The sequence below is a fragment of the Leucobacter manosquensis genome (assembly GCF_018304845.1).
In the GTDB taxonomy this organism is placed as follows: Bacteria; Actinomycetota; Actinomycetes; order Actinomycetales; family Microbacteriaceae; genus Leucobacter; species Leucobacter alluvii.
The window spans coordinates 652480-671433 of the sequence record NZ_JAFEVO010000001.1 but is presented as its reverse complement, the minus strand read 5'-3'; the positions used below and the strand labels follow the sequence as shown (position 1 = coordinate 671433).

17 protein-coding genes and 1 tRNA gene are annotated in these 18954 nt (G+C 65.0%); 9 read left to right on the top strand and 9 right to left on the bottom strand.

Features of this window, described 5'->3' with window-relative positions:
* Positions 1–100 precede the first annotated feature (100 nt).
* The 5 genes from JSQ98_RS03105 (at position 101) to JSQ98_RS03085 (ending at position 4640) form a co-directional block, all read left to right on the top strand.
* Positions 101–1021: an ACP S-malonyltransferase gene (locus JSQ98_RS03105; protein ID WP_211648335.1), complete on the top strand. Its 921-nt coding sequence runs from the start codon at positions 101–103 to the stop codon at positions 1019–1021.
* A 19-nt stretch (positions 1022–1040) separates the two neighbouring features.
* Positions 1041–2045, top strand: a complete 1005-nt coding sequence (locus tag JSQ98_RS03100) for a beta-ketoacyl-ACP synthase III (protein WP_211648333.1) — start codon at positions 1041–1043, stop codon at positions 2043–2045.
* A gap of 100 nt (positions 2046–2145) precedes the next feature.
* Positions 2146–2394: an acyl carrier protein gene (locus JSQ98_RS03095; RefSeq protein ID WP_010157098.1), complete on the top strand. Its 249-nt coding sequence runs from the start codon at positions 2146–2148 to the stop codon at positions 2392–2394.
* 125 nt (positions 2395–2519) lie between these two features.
* Positions 2520–3758 (top strand): beta-ketoacyl-[acyl-carrier-protein] synthase family protein, encoded by a 1239-nt coding sequence (locus JSQ98_RS03090; protein ID WP_200328962.1) that lies wholly within the window; start codon positions 2520–2522, stop codon positions 3756–3758.
* Between the two features lie 78 nt (positions 3759–3836).
* The gene (locus JSQ98_RS03085) at positions 3837–4640 is read left to right on the top strand and encodes a glutamine amidotransferase (RefSeq protein WP_249290712.1); all 804 of its coding nucleotides are present in this window, start codon (positions 3837–3839) and stop codon (positions 4638–4640) included.
* Here JSQ98_RS03085 and efeB read toward each other — a convergent pair.
* From efeB to hemQ, 5 genes are all read right to left on the bottom strand, one after another.
* Positions 4622–5917 carry an iron uptake transporter deferrochelatase/peroxidase subunit gene (gene efeB, locus JSQ98_RS03080; RefSeq protein ID WP_211648331.1) on the bottom strand — a complete coding sequence of 432 codons (1296 nt, stop codon included), beginning with the start codon at positions 5915–5917 and terminating at the stop codon, positions 4622–4624. The genes JSQ98_RS03085 and efeB overlap by 19 nt on opposite strands.
* 4 nt (positions 5918–5921) lie before the next feature.
* Positions 5922–7127, bottom strand: a complete 1206-nt coding sequence (efeO, locus tag JSQ98_RS03075) for an iron uptake system protein EfeO (RefSeq protein ID WP_346728707.1) — start codon at positions 7125–7127, stop codon at positions 5922–5924.
* Entirely contained in the window at positions 7124–8050 is a 927-nt protein-coding gene (gene efeU / locus JSQ98_RS14970; protein ID WP_234037042.1) for an iron uptake transporter permease EfeU, read from the bottom strand. Before efeU ends, efeO begins: the two co-directional genes overlap by 4 nt.
* 157 nt (positions 8051–8207) lie before the next feature.
* Entirely contained in the window at positions 8208–8696 is a 489-nt protein-coding gene (locus JSQ98_RS03070) for a Dps family protein (RefSeq protein WP_090148718.1), read from the bottom strand.
* 121 nt (positions 8697–8817) lie between these two features.
* Positions 8818–9552 carry a hydrogen peroxide-dependent heme synthase gene (gene hemQ / locus JSQ98_RS03065; RefSeq protein ID WP_211648327.1) on the bottom strand — a complete coding sequence of 245 codons (735 nt, stop codon included), beginning with the start codon at positions 9550–9552 and terminating at the stop codon, positions 8818–8820.
* A gap of 247 nt (positions 9553–9799) precedes the next feature.
* Between hemQ and JSQ98_RS03060 the strand changes: the two genes are divergently transcribed.
* From JSQ98_RS03060 to JSQ98_RS03050, 3 genes are all read left to right on the top strand, one after another.
* Positions 9800–10615: a FadR/GntR family transcriptional regulator gene (locus tag JSQ98_RS03060; protein ID WP_211648326.1), complete on the top strand. Its 816-nt coding sequence runs from the start codon at positions 9800–9802 to the stop codon at positions 10613–10615.
* Positions 10616–10633: 18 nt separating this feature from the next.
* Positions 10634–10707: transfer RNA gene (locus JSQ98_RS03055), tRNA-Ile, on the top strand.
* Positions 10708–10937: 230 nt separating this feature from the next.
* Positions 10938–11156 (top strand): hypothetical protein, encoded by a 219-nt coding sequence (locus tag JSQ98_RS03050; RefSeq protein WP_211648325.1) that lies wholly within the window; start codon positions 10938–10940, stop codon positions 11154–11156.
* 941 nt (positions 11157–12097) lie between these two features.
* On the opposite strand, the gene JSQ98_RS03045 is transcribed toward JSQ98_RS03050, so the two are convergent.
* The gene (locus JSQ98_RS03045) at positions 12098–13582 is read right to left on the bottom strand and encodes an alpha/beta hydrolase domain-containing protein (RefSeq protein ID WP_211648324.1); all 1485 of its coding nucleotides are present in this window, start codon (positions 13580–13582) and stop codon (positions 12098–12100) included.
* A gap of 110 nt (positions 13583–13692) precedes the next feature.
* Between JSQ98_RS03045 and JSQ98_RS03040 the strand changes: the two genes are divergently transcribed.
* On the top strand, positions 13693–14067 hold the full coding sequence (locus tag JSQ98_RS03040) for a nuclear transport factor 2 family protein (protein ID WP_211648323.1): 375 nt from the start codon (positions 13693–13695) through the stop codon (positions 14065–14067).
* A gap of 82 nt (positions 14068–14149) precedes the next feature.
* Here the strand turns inward: JSQ98_RS03040 and JSQ98_RS03035 are convergent, their stop codons facing one another.
* The 3 genes from JSQ98_RS03035 to JSQ98_RS03025 form a co-directional block, all read right to left on the bottom strand.
* Positions 14150–15763, bottom strand: coding sequence for an amidohydrolase (locus tag JSQ98_RS03035; protein WP_211648322.1), 1614 nt, complete (start codon positions 15761–15763; stop codon positions 14150–14152).
* Positions 15763–17436, bottom strand: coding sequence for a dipeptide ABC transporter ATP-binding protein (locus JSQ98_RS03030; RefSeq protein WP_211648321.1), 1674 nt, complete (start codon positions 17434–17436; stop codon positions 15763–15765). The genes JSQ98_RS03035 and JSQ98_RS03030 overlap by 1 nt, the downstream gene beginning before the upstream one ends.
* 68 nt (positions 17437–17504) lie before the next feature.
* Positions 17505–18950 carry an ABC transporter substrate-binding protein gene (locus tag JSQ98_RS03025; RefSeq protein ID WP_211648320.1) on the bottom strand — a complete coding sequence of 482 codons (1446 nt, stop codon included), beginning with the start codon at positions 18948–18950 and terminating at the stop codon, positions 17505–17507.
* Positions 18951–18954: the final 4 nt, after the last annotated feature.

Sequence of the window (18954 nt, the reverse complement as noted above, 5' to 3'; positions counted from 1 at the left end):
CGATGACGGCGACGCCTCTGACGAGATTCCACAAAGAAATCCGCAAAGTGTGGTCGGAAATATGCAGGCTGCACGGCCATGATCTGAGAAACTGGAACACGTGATTGTTATCGCCTGCCCTGGACAGGGCTCCCAGACCCCCGGCTTCCTCGCCCCCTGGCTCGAGCTGCCGGGCGCCCGCGACTTCCTCGGAGAGGCCTCGGAGCACGCGGGCGTCGATCTGATCGCCCACGGCACGCAGAGCGACGCCGACACGATTCGCGACACCGCGATCGCGCAGCCGCTGATCGTCGCCGCGAGCCTCCTCGCCTGGCGGGAACTGTCAGCTCGCGTCTCCAACGCAGATGCCGGGATCGCCGGCCACTCGGTGGGCGAGTTCGCCGCAGCGGCAGCGGCCGGCGTATTGACCGAGGCCGAGGCGCTGCGGCTCGTCGCGGTGCGCGGGCGCGCGATGGCCGATGCCGCCGCCCGCGCCGACACCGGTATGGCGGCCGTCGTGGGCGGCGTCGAAGCCGATGTGCTCGCCAAGATCGACGAGCACGGCCTCACCCCCGCGAATCGCAACGGCGGAGGACAGATCGTCGCAGCCGGAAGCCGCGCATCCCTGGACGCCCTCGCCGCCGATGCGCCGCGCGGAGCGCGCGTGATCGCTCTCCAGGTCGCGGGTGCGTTCCATACCGATGCGATGGCGTCGGCAATCCCCCTGCTGCGCGAGGCCGCGGAAGGCGTGACGCCGACCGATCCTCGTCATCCGCTCTGGACCAACGCCGACGGCTCGCGCGTCACCGACGGGGGTCGTTTCGTTGACCTCCTCGTGTCTCAGATCGCGAACCCAGTGCGCTGGGACGCCTGCATGGCGGGCTTCGAAGCGGCCGGCATCACCGGCCTCGTCGAACTCGCGCCCGCCGGCGCTCTGACCGGCATCGCGAAGCGTGCGCTCAAGGGCACGCCGGCTGTCGCCATCAAGACCCCTGATGATCTCGACGCGGCCGTGGCACTCGTCACCGGCCCCGCTGCCTGACCGAAACGGAACCGTGCACATGCCTGCTCTCGTGCAGCCCTCGGGCCCTGCTCATTCCCGCATCCTCTCCATCGGCGCCGCACGCGGCGACCTCGATATCCCGAACGACGATCTCGTCGGCCCGATCGACTCCTCCGATGAGTGGATCCGCCAGCGCACCGGCATCGTGCAGCGGCGACGCGCGAGCCGTTCGATCGGAGCCGTCGACCTCGCCGTCGAGGCGGCGGAATCCGCGATTCAGAGGTCGGGTCTCGATCGCGCAGAGATCGACGGAGTCATCATCGCGACCATCTCGAACGTCGCAGTGACTCCCTCGATGGCGTCTCTCGCCGCTCACCGTCTCGGCCTCACACCGGCGGCGGCCTTCGACATCTCTGCCGCGTGCGCCGGGTATGTCTACGGCGTGGCGCAGGCAGACGCACTCGTGCGTTCGGGCGTGTGCCGCAACGTGCTGGTCATCGGCGCCGAGAAGCTCTCTGACATCGTCGATCCGACGGACCGCAGCATCTCCTTCCTGCTCGCCGACGGCGCCGGCGCTGTGGTCGTCGGCCCGAGCGACCACACCGGCATCGGCCCGACCGTCTGGGGATCAGACGGCGAGAAGTGGGACGCCATTCGCGTGACGTCCACCTTCGAGGAGTACCGCAGCAACCCCGGAGTCGTCGCGTGGCCGACACTCCGTCAGGACGGCCAGACCGTGTTCCGGTGGGCCGTGTGGGAGATGGCGAAGGTCGCGCGCGAAACGCTCGAGGCCTCCGGTATCGAGGCCTCCGATCTGGCCGCCTTCATCCCCCATCAGGCCAACATGCGGATCGTCGACGAGTTCGCCAAGCAGCTGAAGCTGCCGGAGTCGGTGGCCATCGCCCGTGACATCGAGATGCAGGGGAACACCTCAGCAGCATCGATTCCGCTCGCGCTGGACGCGCTGCTGCAGGAACGGCCCGAGCTCTCCGGAGGGCTCGCACTGACCATCGGATTCGGTGCAGGCCTCGTCTACGGCGCCCAGGTCATCGAGATTCCCTGACACCGCCACGACGCGCTCCCCTCGCGCGTCGAACCCGCGCACCCCGCTGCGCGACATACACTTTTCACCGACCGAAACCCCGATCAAGGAGAAACACACAATGGCATTCAGCAATGAAGAGGTCCTCGCAGGTCTGGCCGAGCTCGTCAACGATGAGACCGGCATCGCGGCGGACGTCGTCGCACTCGACAAGTCGTTCACGGACGACCTCGACATCGACTCGATCTCGATGATGACGATCGTCGTCAACGCAGAGGAGAAGTTCGACGTCAAGATCCCCGACGAGGAAGTCAAGAACCTCAAGACCGTCGGCGACGCCGTCGACTTCATCGTGAAGGCTCAGGCCTAAGCACGCGGTATCGAGCGGAGCGCGGCGGTCAACGGACACGTCCACCCGACAGGGCCCGCCGCGCTCGCTCCTCCCTCAACTTTCCCTCGACTTCAGCCCCACTCAGAACGCGGAGCACGAACATCATGACGAAGAAGATCGTTGTCACCGGCATCGGAGCCTCCTCACCCCTCGGCGGAACGGCTCCCGAGAGCTGGCGAGCACTGCTCGCCGGAGAATCCGGAGTTCGCACGCTTGAGAACGACTGGGTCGAGCAGTACGGCCTCGCAGTCGGTTTCGCTGGCACGGCGAAGGTCGACCCGGCTGAGGTGCTCGAGCGTCCCGTCGCAAAGCGCCTGGACCCGTCGAGTCGTTTCGCTCTCGTCGCCGCGCTCGAGGCGTGGGCCGACGCGGGCAGCCCGAGCGTCGAGTCGGAGCGCCTGGGCGTGGACTGGGCGACCGGCATCGGCGGCCTGTGGACCCTCCTCGACGCCTGGGACACCCTGCGTGAGAAGGGCCCGCGCCGCGTCATGCCGCTCACGGTTCCGATGCTCATGCCGAACGCTCCCGCCGCAGCCGTATCCATGCACCTCGAGGCTCGTGCATACGCGCGCACGGTCGCCTCGGCCTGCGCATCGAGCACCGAGTCGATCGCGAACGCATACGAGCATCTCCAGCTCGGGCTCGCCGATGTCGTGATCGCTGGCGGGGCTGAAGCCGCGATTCACCCCATCACGCTCGCTTCCTTCAACTCGGCGCAGGCGCTGTCGAAGCGCAACGACTCCCCCGCTACGGCGTCGCGCCCGTACAACACCGATCGCGACGGCTTCGTCATGGGTGAGGGCGCTGGCGCGCTCGTGCTCGAGACCGAAGAGCACGCGCTCGCACGCGGCGCGAAGATCTACGCGGAGATCGCCGGCGGTGGAGTGACCGCGGATTCGTACCACATCACCGCGAACGACCCGGAAGGCAAGGGTGCGAGCCGCGCCGTCGAGCTCGCCTTGGAGCAGGCGGGCGCGACCGCTGACGACGTCACGCACATCAACGCGCACGCCACGTCGACGCCGGTGGGTGACATCGCGGAGTACACCGCATTGCGCAACGTCTTCGGCGACCGCGTGAACGAGATCCCGGTATCGGCGACGAAAGCCGCGACCGGCCACCTGCTCGGCGGCACGGGTGCGCTCGAGGCGATCTTCACGGTGCTCGCGGTGCAGCACCGCATCGCCCCGCCCACGATCAACCTCGTATCGAAGGATCCTGAGATCCCGCTCACCGTCTCGAGCGACCAGCAGTCGCTCGGCGACGGGCCGCAGCTCGCGATCTCGAACTCGTTCGGCTTCGGCGGTCACAACGCGGTCCTCGCGATCCGCTCGTACGAGTAGGACCGGGGGCGAGGTCGCCCGTGACCGCGGATGACGCGGCGTGGACGGCGTCCGCCTCGCGCGCGGTACGGTAGAAGGATGAAGCCGTTCCTGCTCATCACCACGCGCGGCGAGGACGACGTCGCTGCGCATGAGCACGCCGCGTACTGCCGGTTGACCGGCCTGCTGCCCGATGAGCTCGAATGGATTCGTGCCGATCGCGCGCCGATCGGCACGATCGAGTTCGCGCGGTACTCCGGCATCATCCTCGCGGGGAGCCCGTTCACCGTCAGCGAGCCGGAAGATCGCAAGTCGGCGACGGAACGACGCGTCGAACGCGAGCTGGCCGCCCTGCTCGACGACGTCGTCCGTCGCGATTTCCCGTTCCTCGGAGTCTGCTACGGCGTCGGCACCATCGGGTCCCACCAGGGAGCCCGCGTCGACCGGACGTATGGCGAACCCTCCCAAGCGGTCCGCATCAGCCTGACGGCGGCAGGACGCACCGACGCGCTTCTGCACGAGCTCCCGCCCTCGTTCGATGCCTTCGTCGGGCATAAGGAGGCCATCAGCGAGGTGCCTCCGAGCATCACGGTCCTGGCCAGTTCGCCGACCTGCCCCGTACAGGCGTTTCGAGTGGGCGAGAATGTGTATGCGACGCAGTTCCACCCCGAACTCGACACCGCCGCGTTCACCTCGCGGGTGCGCTCGTACGCCGGGCACGGCTATTTCGAACCGTCCCAGGTCGACACCATCATCGCGACCGCTGAGGCCGCGGACGTTCGCGCGTCGCACATGGTGCTCGGCCGTTTCGTCGAGGAGTATCTGGACTCCCGTCGGGGGCATCGCGGGGCGATGCCACCCGAACCCCCTGCTGGCGCACCGACCTATTCGAAGAGCGCCTGAGCCAGGTACTCACCCCGCCGTACACCTCTCGGCACCGCCCAGAGTCCCGAGCCGATGTGCCTGATGTACTCGTTCAGGAGATCGGACTTCAGCGACCGCTGGACGCGCACGAACGCTGCAGGATCGCGCTGGTAGGAAATGAAGAAGAGCCCGGCACCCAACTGTCCGAGAGTGTTCGATCCGTCGACGTAGTTGTATCCGCGACGCAGCAAGCGCACCCCGGCATTGTTCGTGGGATGCGCCAGGCGCAGGTGCGAGGCCATGTCGATGGCGGGAGACGCGGTATCCACCGCATCCGCAGCGGTGAAGTCGGCTGCGGCAAATTCATCGCCGCCAGAGAGCGGGCCTCCAGCGAGCTTGGTGCGGCCGATGATCCGCTCCTGCTCCCCCAGCGACGCTCGGTCCCAGGTCTCGATCGTCATCTGGATCTTCCGTGCGACGAGGTAGCTCCCGCCGTGCATCCACGCGGGCGCTTCGCTCCCCGCCCAGACGAACTCGTCGAGCGCCTCCCGCTCCTCCGACATGACGTTCGCCGTGCCGTCTTTGAAGCCGAACAGATTGCGCGGGGTGTCTTGCGCTCGGGTGGTCGACGACGTTCGCCCGAACCCGAGTTGACTCCAGACCAGGTGCGCACTGCCCGCTGCGATGCGGGCGAGGTTGCGAATCGCGTGTACGGCGACCTGCGGGTCGTCTGCGCAGGCCTGCACGCACAGATCACCGTCACTCTGGTCCAGCTCGAGCAAGTCGAAGGCGAAAGACGGCAGCGGCTCGAACGCCTGCGGCAGCCGTGCACGGATACCGTACGGATCGTCGATCCCGTCGCGCGGGTCGAAGAGCGCGCGCCCCACACCGAAGGTGAGCGTCAGATGCGCCGCATGCAGCCCCTCGGCCTCGCCGGTATCGTCAGGAGGCAGCAGCGCATTGTCTGGTTCGCTCCCCGTCCCGATCGAGCGCCCGCTCGTGAGCGACGCAGCGGCCGTCGTCCACTCCTGCAGCAGCGCGACGAGGTCGTCCCTCGTGGTGCCCGAGAGCATGCGGAAGGCCGCGAAGTGCAGGCGATCCTGAGCTGGAGTGGTGATGCCAGCTTGGTGCGCCCCGAAGAACGGGACGACGCTCCCGCCTCCGCCTGCCCCGCCTCCGCCGGTATGCGCGATCGACGCGGCGACCCCACCTGCGGCAGCCCCTGCGGCGAGCCCGGCGACGCCCGCCCCGACGAACCCGAGGAGGTTTCGGCGGGACGGGCGGAGGGGCTCCGCACCGGGCGATGCTTCAGTCATCGTGTCAACTCGCCACGACCGCCGCGGTGAGCTCCGAGAGGGGCTCGCTGAGCGCGTTCAGCTGCGCGGCGAGCTCATTGCGCTCCGACTGCGGCACCGTGTCGTAGAAGACGAAGCCGTCGTCGTAGTCGCCATAGGTGGCGAGCAGGGCGAACATATCCTCGAAGCGCTGGTCCAGTTCGTCGACCAGGTCGGCATGACCATTGGCCACCGCCGTCTCCCGCACGGTATCGAAAGCGACCTGCGCGCCCTCGACGTTCGCCGTGAAGTCGTAGAGGTCGGTATGCGAGAACTCGTTCTCTTCACCGGGCAGTTTGCCATCAGGCGCCGCGATCTCGTCGAGCAGACCTTTGGCGCCCTCGGTGATATCGGCGATGGTCAACGTGAAGTCGGGTGACGAGACCTTCTCCTTCAGCTCCGTGACGTCGGCCACGAGCTTCTCGCCCAGCTCCGCGCGTTCCTCGGGGGTGAGCGGAGTCAAGTCGGGGTCGCCCGGGTAGTCGCCGTTCGCCACAGCGGCATCATTCCAGAGGTCCATCTCGATGCGGTGGAAGCCGGTGAACTCGATTCCCTCCTCGTCGGCGCCTGGCTTGCGGTAGTCGATCTTGGGGTCCAGGTCGCCGAACTGCTCGGCGGTCGGTTCGATGCGTTCGTAGTTGATGCGCGCCAGCGGGAAGAGACGCTTCGCCTCCGCATCGTCCCCCGCAGCGTACGCATCGACGAAGGCTTGCACCTGGGGCAGCAGCTCTTCGCTCTGAGCTTTGACGTACCCCACGTACTGCGCGACGACGGCCTCGTTCTCCGGCGTGGTCTCGAGGGCGTCCCCCGTGACCGTGAACGCGGCCTGCCCAACGCCAGCGCCGATCATCCCGGGCTTGCAACTGGTGTAGTAGTCGCCCGGGCCCACCTGCACCGTGAGATCGCGACTCGATCCGGGGGCGATGTTCTCGACCTCTCCGACGATCGTGAGCTGGTTGCTGCCCAGCACGTAGAACTCGTTCACCTTCGATCCGTCGTTCTGCACGCTGAAGGTGACCGTCCCGCTGGCCGCTTCGGCTGCATCGACACTGCAATCGGAGTCGCTCGCCGTAACGGCGATCGCGTCGGCACTCGGCGCGGCGTTCGGCACGCAGCCCGTGAGCAGGAGAGCGCCGGCTGCGACGGCGAGCAGTCCGCCGGAGGCGCGTCGGAGGGTGAGAACGTGTGTCACGGAGTTCCTTTCGAGAGCACAGGCGCCGTTGCGGCGGCCGCGCGAAGCTGACGGGAATGGCGATCCTGGGCGAAGGACGCGCGCAGGAAGAGCGTGAGTGTCGGAACGAGGTACGCGAACCAAGCGATCACCTCGAGTTTGGTCATCTCGGGCGAGAATCCGAAGATCCCCTTGAGCAGCGCGCCGAGGAAACCGTCGGGAGCGATGATGTGCGGAATGCGGAAAGCCCACGCGGCATCGCCGAACCATGCGGCGGCGAACGCACCGGCTCCCGGAGGCGCCTCCGCGAACGGCCCGGGCAGCACGCCGGCCTCCTGCAAGTCGTGCACTCCGTATGCGAGCACACCGGCCGCGAACACGATGAGCAGGATTCCGGACCATCTGAAGAACCTCGTGAGATTGATCCGGATCATCCCCCGGAACAGCGCCCAGCCGAGCACCACGGCGACGACGATTCCGGAGACGGCGATCGCGAATCCCAGCAGCGGTGTGAGCTGACTCGCGCGAGTCGTGGCCCAGATGAACAACGCAGTCTCCAGGCCCTCGCGGCCGACGGAGACGAAGGCGAGCACTGCGACGCTCCAGCCTCCCCCGACAATGGCGCGATCCAGCTGCCCACGGAGCTCCGCGCTCAGGCCGCGCGCGGCCCGCAACATCCAGAACACCATCCAGGTGACCATGACGACGGCGAGGATCGAGAGCGATCCCCCGATGATCTCCTGCGCCTGGAACGACAGACCATAGGCACCGAACGTCAGCACGCCGCCGACGATCAAGGACAGCAGGATCGCCGCAGCGACTCCCCACCAGATCTTGCGGGCGACATCCCGCCGACCGAGCTGCGTGACGTACGCGAGCAGTACGCTGACGACGAGCGCCGCTTCGAGCCCCTCACGGAGCCCGATCATCAACGTTCCGACCATCGGCTACGAACCTTCCTCAAAGATAGGACTTGAGTAAGGCTGCCCTTACACGGGGAATTTACCACACATTCATCTGATGTGAAGACACGAAAAACGGGCGTGATCCCCAAAGGGACCACGCCCGCGCCTAGAGGGCGCCGCAACCGGCGACCGCGAACTACTCTGCGAAGTGCGACGACAGGAACCAGCGATCCTTGTCGAGTTCCTGCGCGATCGCGATCACCACATCCTGGCTCACGAGGTCGACGTCGTCGAGCCCCTTCACCGCGGCGTACACCGTTGCGAGCGTCGCATCGATCTGGGCGACGACCTCGCGCACGGTAACCTTCGACTGCTGGAAACCGTCGCTCAACTCGGGGGTGGTCGCGCGCGCCGCGACCGTGCCGAGGCGTGCGTCGACGGGGAGGCCCAGAGCGACGATGCGCTCAGCGACGGTGTCCGCCGCGTTCTGCGCATTCGACACCACGGTGTCGAGGTACTCGTGCACGCCGATGAAGTTCTCGCCTCGGACGTGCCAGTGAGCCTGCTTGCCATTCACGGCGAGCGCGATGAGGTCGTGCACGACGGGGGTCAGGTACTGAGCCACACCGGAGGGACGGTGGAGGTCGCCCTGAGCTGCGGGAACAGTGATCTGCTTAGTAGACATCGAGTGGATCCCTTTCGTTCGTGTGACTGATTACCCTTCACATTACGCCGATTTCTCACGTGCGCAAGGAAGGCAAGGCTCCCTTAATACGCCCGGATTTCCCAGATGAAGCGCGGGATTGTCAGCCGATGACGCGGCCGAGCAGCAGCTCCGCGGATCGGCGCGGGCCGGTGAAGAACGGCGTCTCCTCGATCACGTGACGCCGCGCCTCGGTGGCACGCAGCTCGCGCATCAAGTCGACGATGCGCACCAGGTCATCCGCCTCGAACGCGAGCAACCACTCGTAATCGCCCAGAGCGAACGACGCGACCGTATTGGCGAGCACGTCGCCGTAATCCCGTGCTGCCATGCCGTGCTCCCGCAGCATCTTGCCGCGATCGGCGTCGGGGAGGAGATACCAGTCGCGGCCACGCACGAAGGGGTACACGCACAAGAACTCCTTCGGCGCGTCACCGGCGAGGAACGCCGGCACGTGGCCGCGATTGAACTCTGCTGCTCGGTGCACGCCGATGTTCGACCACACAGGAGAGAGGCGCCCCCGGCTCCACTCCCAGAGCGTTCGGTACGCGAGTTGCAGTGCGTCCGTCGTCGACGCATACCACCAGACGAGCAGGTCGGCGTCGGCCCGGAAGCCGGAGATGTCGTACCAGCCGCGGGTGACGAGTCCGTCGATGCGTTCAAGGGCCGCCAGCACCTCCGGCACGCTGCCCGGCGCTGCCCCCATGCTCCCTGAAACCCGCCCGTCTGCATGGGTGCGGTGCTCCTTGAACACGGCGTACATCGTGAAGTTCGTCGCTGCATTGATCTCCTCGGCGACGTGCCGGTGGTCGACCTGCGGCCGGGCTCCCTCGTTCATGCGGCTTCCCTTCTGACGTGAGCACGCAGTGCTCGTACTCCTGATCGCTTCCGCCGAACGCCAGGCGCGAGGCCTGGACGCGCGGTATCAGCAGCACGCTATCACTCGGCGCCCTGTACATCTGATGTGGCCACCCGTCCGTCGAGGCGCGAAACGTTCCACCGCCACGCATATCGACGCACTCCTCTCCCGTTCCGCGTCCGATAGCATTGACCCACCATCCATCCCCTGGTTCCAGAGGTTCGCTATGACCACTCCCGTGCGGGGCTCGCAGAAGGCGCGAGACACCCTCGACTACTTGCGCGAGAAAATCTCGTCGAGCGCGTGGGCCGTCGGCGACCTCATCCCCAGAGAGCCCGAGCTGATGGAGCTCATCGGCGTCGGCAAGTCGACCGTGCGCGAAGCGGTTCGCTCGCTCGCCGCCTTTGGAATGCTGGAGACCGTGCCCGGCGTCGGCACGTTCGTGCGTTCGCGAACTCCCGTGAGCACGCTGCTCACCGAGTTCCTCGGAGACCACGACCTCGAAGAGGTGCTCGTCTACCGGCGCTCCCTCGAGATCGAGGCCGCTCAGCACGCTGCTGTGCACCGGAGCGAAACGCAGCTCGAGGCGCTGCGCGCCGCGGCCCTCCGCGATGAGCACGCGGAACGAGACGAAGTCATCACGTGCGAGCAAAGCACGACCCCCGGCTCATTCCACCTGCTGGTCGTCGAGGCGAGCGGCAGCAAACTGCTGCTCGACCTGTATCTCGGCGTCATCTCCGTTCTGCAGCGCGCGCGCACGCAGGGCCGGGTGATCCTGGGCACCACGATCGAAACCATGCATCTCGACCACGGCGCCGTACTCCGAGCGATCGAAGCGCGAGACGTGCGCAACGCGGCGCACTCCATGGCCCTGCACGTCGACCGAGACCTCGGACTTCGCACGGACATGCTCGACTTCAGTCAGCACACGGAGCGCGCCGCCTCCCTCATCGGGGCGGGCTACGACCCCGGTGAGGTCCCCGCACCCGTGCAGAATTCGCAGGCGGCCGCCGAGCTCGAAATCGATGCGCGCCGCGGCTAAGATGAAACGGTTGCCCAGGGGGCGTTAGCTCAGTTGGTTAGAGCACTGGACTCATAATCCATCGGTCGCGGGTTCAAGTCCCGCACGCCCTACTCCCTCGGCTCCCACAGCGTTCGCGGTGGGAGCGTTCTTGCGCGCATCGGAGATGTTCGACCGCCTACTCGCGGTCTCGGGTGACTGCAGTGAAGACCAGAGTGAGCAAGCCGACGGCGATGGGAGTCAGCATCGTCACGGTCACCGAAACTGGGAAGAACACCGCCCGAATCCCGCTCATCTCGCCCTGAATCGGCACGAATGGGCGAGCAAGTTATCGAGGAGCACGATGACGACCTGGGCGGCAAACATGATCGAGGGAACCCACTTCCACTTATCGAAGCTCTGCAGCGATCGCGGCGCGGCAACTGCGCTGATCAGCGCGACAGAAATGCCGATGACGATCGCAAAGGGTGAAGCTGCAGTAAGCCACAGCGGTGCGCTGTCGTCGCCACCGAAAACCGTTGAAAGCGCGAGCCCTCCCCAGACAGGCAACCAGCCCGCGTAGAAGAGTGCGCAATATGCCGCAAACCGGCTACGACCGAGTAGGGCCCGTGATGCCAGGACGGTAAGCGCCAACACGGTATATCCAGCGCTGATCAGGGCGAGAGAACATACCTCACCCCAGGCGGAGCCGGAGCAGTCTCCCGGATGGGCGGAGGAGTGTCTGCGGTCCGCACTCTCCAGCGACTTCTTCGAGAAGGCCGCGAACCCAACGAAGTAGAACTCGATGAGTTGCGTCGCTTCCCCGGTTGGGGTGCGACGCCGGAATGGTTCGCCCCGAACTCGACCAAGTACGCAGCCGATCGTGAAGCGCTCCAGGAAATGTGAGGCACACGGAATGAGGTGCCGCACGGCGCACGGCCCTGAACGCGCACTACACGCACGCCGACTACGTCAGAGCGATGTGGGACGCCGCTGACCGGCTCGGAGTGCCTGCTGACGAGCCCGTGTTGAAGCCCGGGTGCGGTACCGGCACCTTCATCGATCAAGCGCGCCCGGGCCAGCGGGTGACTGGCGTGGAGCTTGACCCAACGACAGCAGGGGTCGCGTGACTTTTGCATCCCGGAGCGACGGCGCGAAACGAGTCTCTTGGTGGCACGTTCCTCGATTCCGATTGCACAATCACTTCATCGCGAAATCTCTGCGGGGCACGGAAAAGCAGGTGCCTTCGCGGAACGAGAACTCGCTACCCGTTTCTCCGTGACGCACGTACTCGAGAGCAGCATGAGCGAGGGAGAGAACAGGGAGAAGCTGCTCACCCCCGCCCAGCGCATCGGATTGGATCGACAATCGCGGTACGTAATTTGAGACATTGCCCGTACTGCCTGCAGATCCAGTGCTCGAGGAAGACGAATAGGCTAATGAAAACCCGGAATAAACGACACGACACCGCGATTTGCGACGCGAGGGTTCCGGCGACGCCGCCGGAACCCTCGCGGAAGCCAATCAGTTGAGGTCGTCATCCTCTGGATACCGAGCGCAGGCCGAGAGCACAGCCAGCTCGGCGTGCTCCGGGAGGAGCCATCCGGTGTCAACCAGTTCGGCCGCGCGGCGTCGCGCTGAATTGCGGTATCCGTCGGGTCCGCCGTACCGTGCGTCCGCTTCCGCACGAGTAAATGGTACGTGTTCCCAGGCCGGCATGATGTGGCGCTCGCTCGGTACAACGCGCATAAAGGCGAGCGGGAGATCGATTTCGAGTGAGCGTAGCCCGCCGATCGCATGACCATCATTGTCGCGAACTGGCTCGATTCCTGAATAGTCAACGCCCTCGGGATCGCGTTCAAAGCCGCGCGGCACCTCGAAGGGAATCGGGTCTGCGCGAGGCGGCGCGACACCGTCGCTCCACGCGACGAGGTGCGAAACTGTCGTCGCGATCAACCATTTGCTGCCCTCGTTGCGCGGTGAATCATCGGCATTCAGCTCTGTGTCGGGGACATCACCGAGCCCCTGCTCACTGCGTCGGGCAGCGGTGGGCAGCAGGCCGGGCTCATGCCCTCGACCGGGAACGGGGTAGCATCGATAAGAATCGCCCGGCAAATCGCTATCAGGGCGGGCGTGCCACAGGTGATGCTGCGCTTCATCCTCGCTGTGGTATTCGATAACGGGCACCGGCGGTCGAGTGATCGTGCGGCGGCGATCGTCGATGGGGACAACGCCCGCGAGCGCGCCCGCCGGCGCGAAGCTCTCGTCGAGCGACATCTCGCCATCGCGCTCCAGTTCGACGTACCCCATAGGCCCGAAGCCGCCGCTCGACACCCCGATGAGATAACCATCAATAATCGGTGCTCCGCTGGGACCGGCAGGAGCCGACTTGCCAAGAGCCGCCGAGTGCTGCTCGTGCAGTCGTTCGGAGAGGTATGTGCGCAGAAAGCTGCCCGATTGCGACCACCCAGTGGCAAAGCGCCGAGATGGGGTGCGCAACCCCGGAAGCAATCCTCCCGCAGCGGGAAGGTGTGTGGTTGCGGCCACCGCACCGAGCATGTCCCAGATGGCACTGTCGTGGGGGAAGCTGAGTGAGGCATAGCGTTCAGGGTCACGCTGCCGCAGATCGGCGATGGTGACCGATTTGCAAGTGATGCCAAGGTAGGCGTCTCCTCGCTCCATGAGGTGATACCCCGCATCAGGCCAGAACATTGGGAAGTCAGAGCCCGTCGATGGGTTAAACAACTCGATGTGCACCACTCCGCTGAAATTCGCGTCGTTCCGGGGATGGATCGCAAGTATCCGAGTGGCGTACGGCTCAGATGCACCGAGCGAGCCGCGGGCGTTCCGGTACAGACGCGCGGTTCCTGACACCCGAAATTCCTCCACCGCATACCCTGCTTCGTCTAGCGGCGGATGCGGAAGCGCATCCCAGCCGTTGGGCGAAAGATAGGGGGGCGCTCCCCCGCCGGTCGAAATCGGCTGCACGTGAAGATCAAGCGAAATCATTTCAAGATTCCTTCCTTAACTTAAGAACAATATATGTAAGTTCTATGTAAAAACCATGAGTTTCCCACGAAACGTGAGACACTGGGTATTCACGTATCGAGGAGGTCCACATGACCAACCAGTCTCTGCAAGCCTGGTACGACAACTACTTGGCGACATTCAATGCCCAAGACCTTTCCGGGCTGGAAGAGTTCTTGGCCCCCCAGATCTACTTCGACTGGGGAGGCGACATGGAGGACCTCGATGGGCGGGAAGCATTCTTCGCCTTTTACCGAATCGCGTGGCAGCACTTTACTGAGCGGGTGAGGGGCACGGTTCTGGCGGCCGATGAGCACCACATCCGGGCCTTAGTCGAAAACACCATCGAGGTCACCCGGGATTGGCCCGACTCGCCGCTGCGCTCATACACCCGGGGAGAAGTGATCCACCTTAAGGGCGAGATGACCTACACCCTGCAGGACCGCAAGATCACGCGTATTGCCTGACCACGGGCTGTGACTCTACTGGGTAGCTCCGAGCGCCGCATGGGCGCACGGGGCGCCCGGTAGCCCCGGCGTGAGCAAAGCCTCACACGCGGCGCCCCGCAACGAATGTCGCCTTCACCGCAATCGATACAAGTTCTTCGGGGGGTGCTGTTAAGGGATCAGCGGCAAACACGGTGAGGTCAGCACGAGCGCCTGGGGCAATGACACCTTCTACGCCATCCGCGCCGTAAATTTTCGCCACCGACTCGGTATAGGCCGCGAGCGCCTGTCGCGCAGTGACCGCCTCATCGGGTAGCAATGGTTCCATATCCCCGCCCAAAGCGCGGCGGGTGCGCGCCATCGCCATCACCACTCGCGGGTCGGAAGGCCCGATCGGCCAGTCCGATCCGAAAGCGACCACTGCACCCGCTTCAATGAATGATCGAACGCGCGCGATCTGCTCGTGGCGGTCACCAAGGCGATGCATAAAGTGGTTCGAGCCGTCTGCGCCGAACGACATGATCGAGATTCCGGGCTGCATGCTCGCGATGGCTCCACTCTCAGCAAACTCGCGCACCAAATCGTCGTCAGCGATCTCGACGTGTTCGATGCGGTGCCTTGGGGCGTCTGCAGAAGTCGGAAGCGAGGCGATGACGTCCAACGCATGCCGCACCGCAGCGTCTCCGATCGCGTGCGTGGCCGAGGCGATGCCAGCGGCGTGGAATGCCCGCAGTGCCTCCGAGTAGCGCTCGGGGTCGTCCCAAACGGATCGTACCGACTCGCCGAGCGCGTCGGCCTCCTGCAGCCATGCCGTGCCGTTCTCGACCGTTCCATCCAAAAAGAACTTGACGCCTTCGATCGACCAGTTCCGACCCCCATGACCCTGCAACGCAATGATCTCGTCATACGAGTAGTCGCCGTCTCGCACCTCGTTACGGTAGACGGGGGAGAACCGGACGCGTAGCGGCAGCTCGGTTTCCGACTCAATGAGCTCCAGAGTTTCGGCGCAGCTCGCATCGTAGGTGAGTGAATGCGTGGAGGTAATCCCTGTTGCAGCCATCTGTTGGAACAGTGCCAACAGGGCATCCGCCCGCTCCCGCACACTTTGCACGGGGGCGGCGCTCTCTACGAGCTTCATGGCAGCAAACTCCTTGAGGTATCCGGTCGGCGTGCCGTCAGGAGTGAGCACCACCTCGGCGGTGCCAGGGAGGTCCGCTGCTCCGAAGACACCTGCTGCTTGAAGCGCCAGACTGCTCGCCACGGCAGCGTGGAAGTCGAAGAGGCGAATGAATACGGGATTCTTGGGACTGCCGAGGTCGAGGGGCTCGCGTGCGGGATCGCCTGCGAAAGCTTCTGGTCGGAGGTTCCACCCGATAATCCACTCACTCGCTTTGAGGCGTGCGGCTTCTGCCGAGAGCGCCGACACCAGTTGATCAGTGTCTCGCACCTCCCCCAGGTCAATCCCGCGCACCCCGAGCAGCCCATGCACCGGGTGCGTATGAGGATCAGAAAGCCCGGCGCTGACCGTTGCCCCGGCGAAGTGGTGGTGCTCGCCGTTCTCGCTGAGTCGCCAGCGGTCCGCGTCATCACCGCTCCCCAACTCGGCGACCTCACCTGAGTGCACACCGATGGCGGTCACACCGGTGGGACCGTGCTCGCCCGTGTCGATGCGTTTGGCCGTGAGGATCAGGTCGAACTCAGTATCTGGAGATGACATCACGCGGCATTCCTTCCCTGTGGCGGTTCCGCAGCCTGGAACAGCTGACGGGTGTACTCCTCGCGTGGCGCAGAGAAGATGGTTGCAGTGTCGCCGTATTCGATTAGCTCACCATGCCGCATCACGGCAACGCGATGCGAGAGGTGACGAATCACGGCAAGGTCGTGCGAAATGAAAAGCAGGGTGACCCCCGTGCGTGCCTGGATATCGGCGAGGAGATTCAGAACCTGGGCTTGCACCGACACATCGAGCGCACTGGTCGGTTCATCGAGCACGATGAGCTCGGGGTCCGTCACAAGTGCGCGGGCGATGGCAATGCGCTGACGCTGGCCGCCCGAAAACTCCCGGGGGTAACGCTCCGCTGCCTCGGCCGGGAGAGCGACGAGATTCAGACACGCGCGCACACGCTCCTCGATCTCATTGGCCCGCGCACCCTGGGCGCGCAGCGGTTCACCGATCGACCTCCCCACTGGGTGCCGGGGGTCGAGCGTGTCATTGGGATCCTGAAACACGATCTGCACCCGACGGCGATGCTCGCGCAGCGCCGCACCGCGCAACTGCGCGATGTCGATCCCGTCGTAGCGCACCGCTCCGCTCGTTGGGGATTCAATGCGCAGGGCAAGGCGAGCGAGCGTACTCTTTCCAGAGCCTGATTCGCCGACGACACCGAATGTCTCCCCGCGGCGCAACCCGAGAGAAATCCCTTTGAGTGCTTGGACGCGGCCAAACGGAGGCACCCGGTATTCCTTCGTTACGGCGTCGAAGCTTAGGAAGGTTTCGGGCTGCAAGGGATCTGGCTCGTAAGTCAGCACCTCGGGCGGCACATCGACTGTATCCGCGTTGGGAGCCATCGCTTCACTCACCACGCTCAATCGGCTTCGGGGCGGGATGTGCGGCCCTGGCGCGCAGAGCACGAGGGCTGCCGTGTATGCATGTTTCGGATTGCTGAGCACTTTCGCGGGTGGCCCTTGTTCGACGATCTTCCCCCGGTACATGACGTTGATGCGGTCGCAATTCGCCCCGATCATGGTGAGGTCATGCGAGATAAGCAGGATACTCAGGTTGAGCCGGTCTTTTAGCTCCATGAGGAGGTCGAGGATCTGCGCCTGGACCGTCACATCGAGCGCGGTCGTCGGCTCGTCAGCCACCAGCAGCGCGGGGTCTCCGGCGAGAGCAATCGCGATCATGACCCGCTGGCGTTGACCGCCCGAGAGCTGGTGCGGGTACTGCCGCATCCGAATGTGCGGATCGGGCATGCGAACGAGTTCGAGCAACTCGAGCGCACGCTCGCGAGCCGCGCGTCGGCCCGCGAGCCCGTGAATCAACATCACCTCGATGATCTGATCCCCGATCCGCATGACGGGGTTCAGCGCAGTCATGGGTTCCTGGAACACCATCGACGCCACCCGGCCGCGCAGGTTGCGCAGTTCCCGGGGCCCAGCTCCGAGCATTTCGTTGCCTGCGACTTCGAGGTGTCGAGCCGTGACAATCGCCTGCGGAGGCAATAACCCCATCGCAGCCATAGCAATCGTCGACTTTCCCGATCCCGACTCTCCAATTACGCCCACCACCTCGCCCGGCGCTATGTGAAGAGAAACGTCATCGACTACCGGGCTGCCCGGCTGGTAGGCGACGCTGAGGCCCTCGATATGGAGTGTGCGCTGCTGGTTCATTGCTCTCAATCCTTGGTTCGAGGGGTTTCCGCCGAAGCGCGGAAACCCCATCACCACGTCGTTCGCGCCTATTGCTCGATTGACGCGTTCTTCAGGTTGATCCTTCCCATGAACGGGTCAGGGGTATAGCCCTGCACCTTTGGCGAGAGGTACTCGTACCCCATCACGCTGGAGGCCGGGATCAGCAGCAGTACCTTGTCCGTGATTTCATTGGTAGCTTGCTGCACGAGCGCGCGTCGCTTGTCGACGTCGGGCTCGTGGATCATCTGCTGCACAAGTGCGCGCGCAGATTGAGCGTCGGGATTGTCGCCCCAGAAATCGAGCACGCTGCCGCTGGTCGCTGCGAAGTACCCGCTGACGTCGGACTGCGCGATCATCGGGATCAGCAGCAGTCCGGACGGGGCCGGCGCGCCACCGAAGACCGCGGTGATGTTCGACCACGCTTCGGCCTTGAGGTTCAGGGTGATACCTGCCTGCTTGAGCTGCTCCTTGAGAACCTCGAGCATTGGCACGTCAGCCGCACTGATGTCGCCGGCGTAGGTCAGGTCGATCGTGACGTCGCTGTAGCCGGAGCCGGCGATCAACCGCTTGGCCTCTGCGAGATCGTACTGGTAGTAGGGCGCATCAGCGGGTTCCTCGTCGAGTTTGCGGGGATCGCCGGGCGGCACGGGCAAAGCCAGCGAACCCTGACCACCCATACCCACCTCAATGAGCTCCTCACGATTAATGGCGAGCGAGACAGCGCGGCGCACATCGATGTTCTCGAGCGGCGTGCCCGCTGCCGAAATCATGAGATTCATATTGCGCAGCGCGGGAGAGGCGCCAGGCACGAAACCCGCCGCTTTCGCTTGGTCGGCGATGACCGGATCGGAGATGTCAGCGGCCTCTACAAGACCCTGCTGCAGCATCGCCAAACGAGCGGAGTTGTCACTCGCCTGCACCCATTCGATGCCGTCGAGCTTGACCTTGTCGGCGTCGCGGTACCCCTCGTTCTTCTTCAGGATGAGTTTGACCCCGTCCTCCCAGCTCTCGAACGCGAACGCTCCAGACCCGTTAGCGGAGCGCATGCGCTCGTCTTCGGAAGTAGTCTCGTACCAATCCTTGCTGAAAATGAACATCCCCGACCACGCTGACGCGATCGGCAGGAACGCACCGTTGGGTTCATCGAACTGCACTTCGACTTTCCCATCATCGGTTGCTCGGGCCTCGCGGAACCCCGCGAGCTGATCTGGCGCTCCCGGTGCGGCCAGGGATATCGAATACGCGACGTCCTCCGCTGTAAGCGGCGTCCCATCGGCGAAGCTGACGTCATCACGAATCGTGAAGACAAACGTTTTCCCATCGGTGGCGTCCCAGTCGGTCGCGATGCCCGGCTGAAGTGTTCCGTCATCGTCCACCGTCAGCAGCGTTTCGTACATCTGCGCGAGCACGATGCGATTGGCCAGCGGCTGCGTTCCATTCACCGGGTCAAGACCACCGGTCACGGGGAGGGAATCGACGCCGTAGCGCAGCACTCCC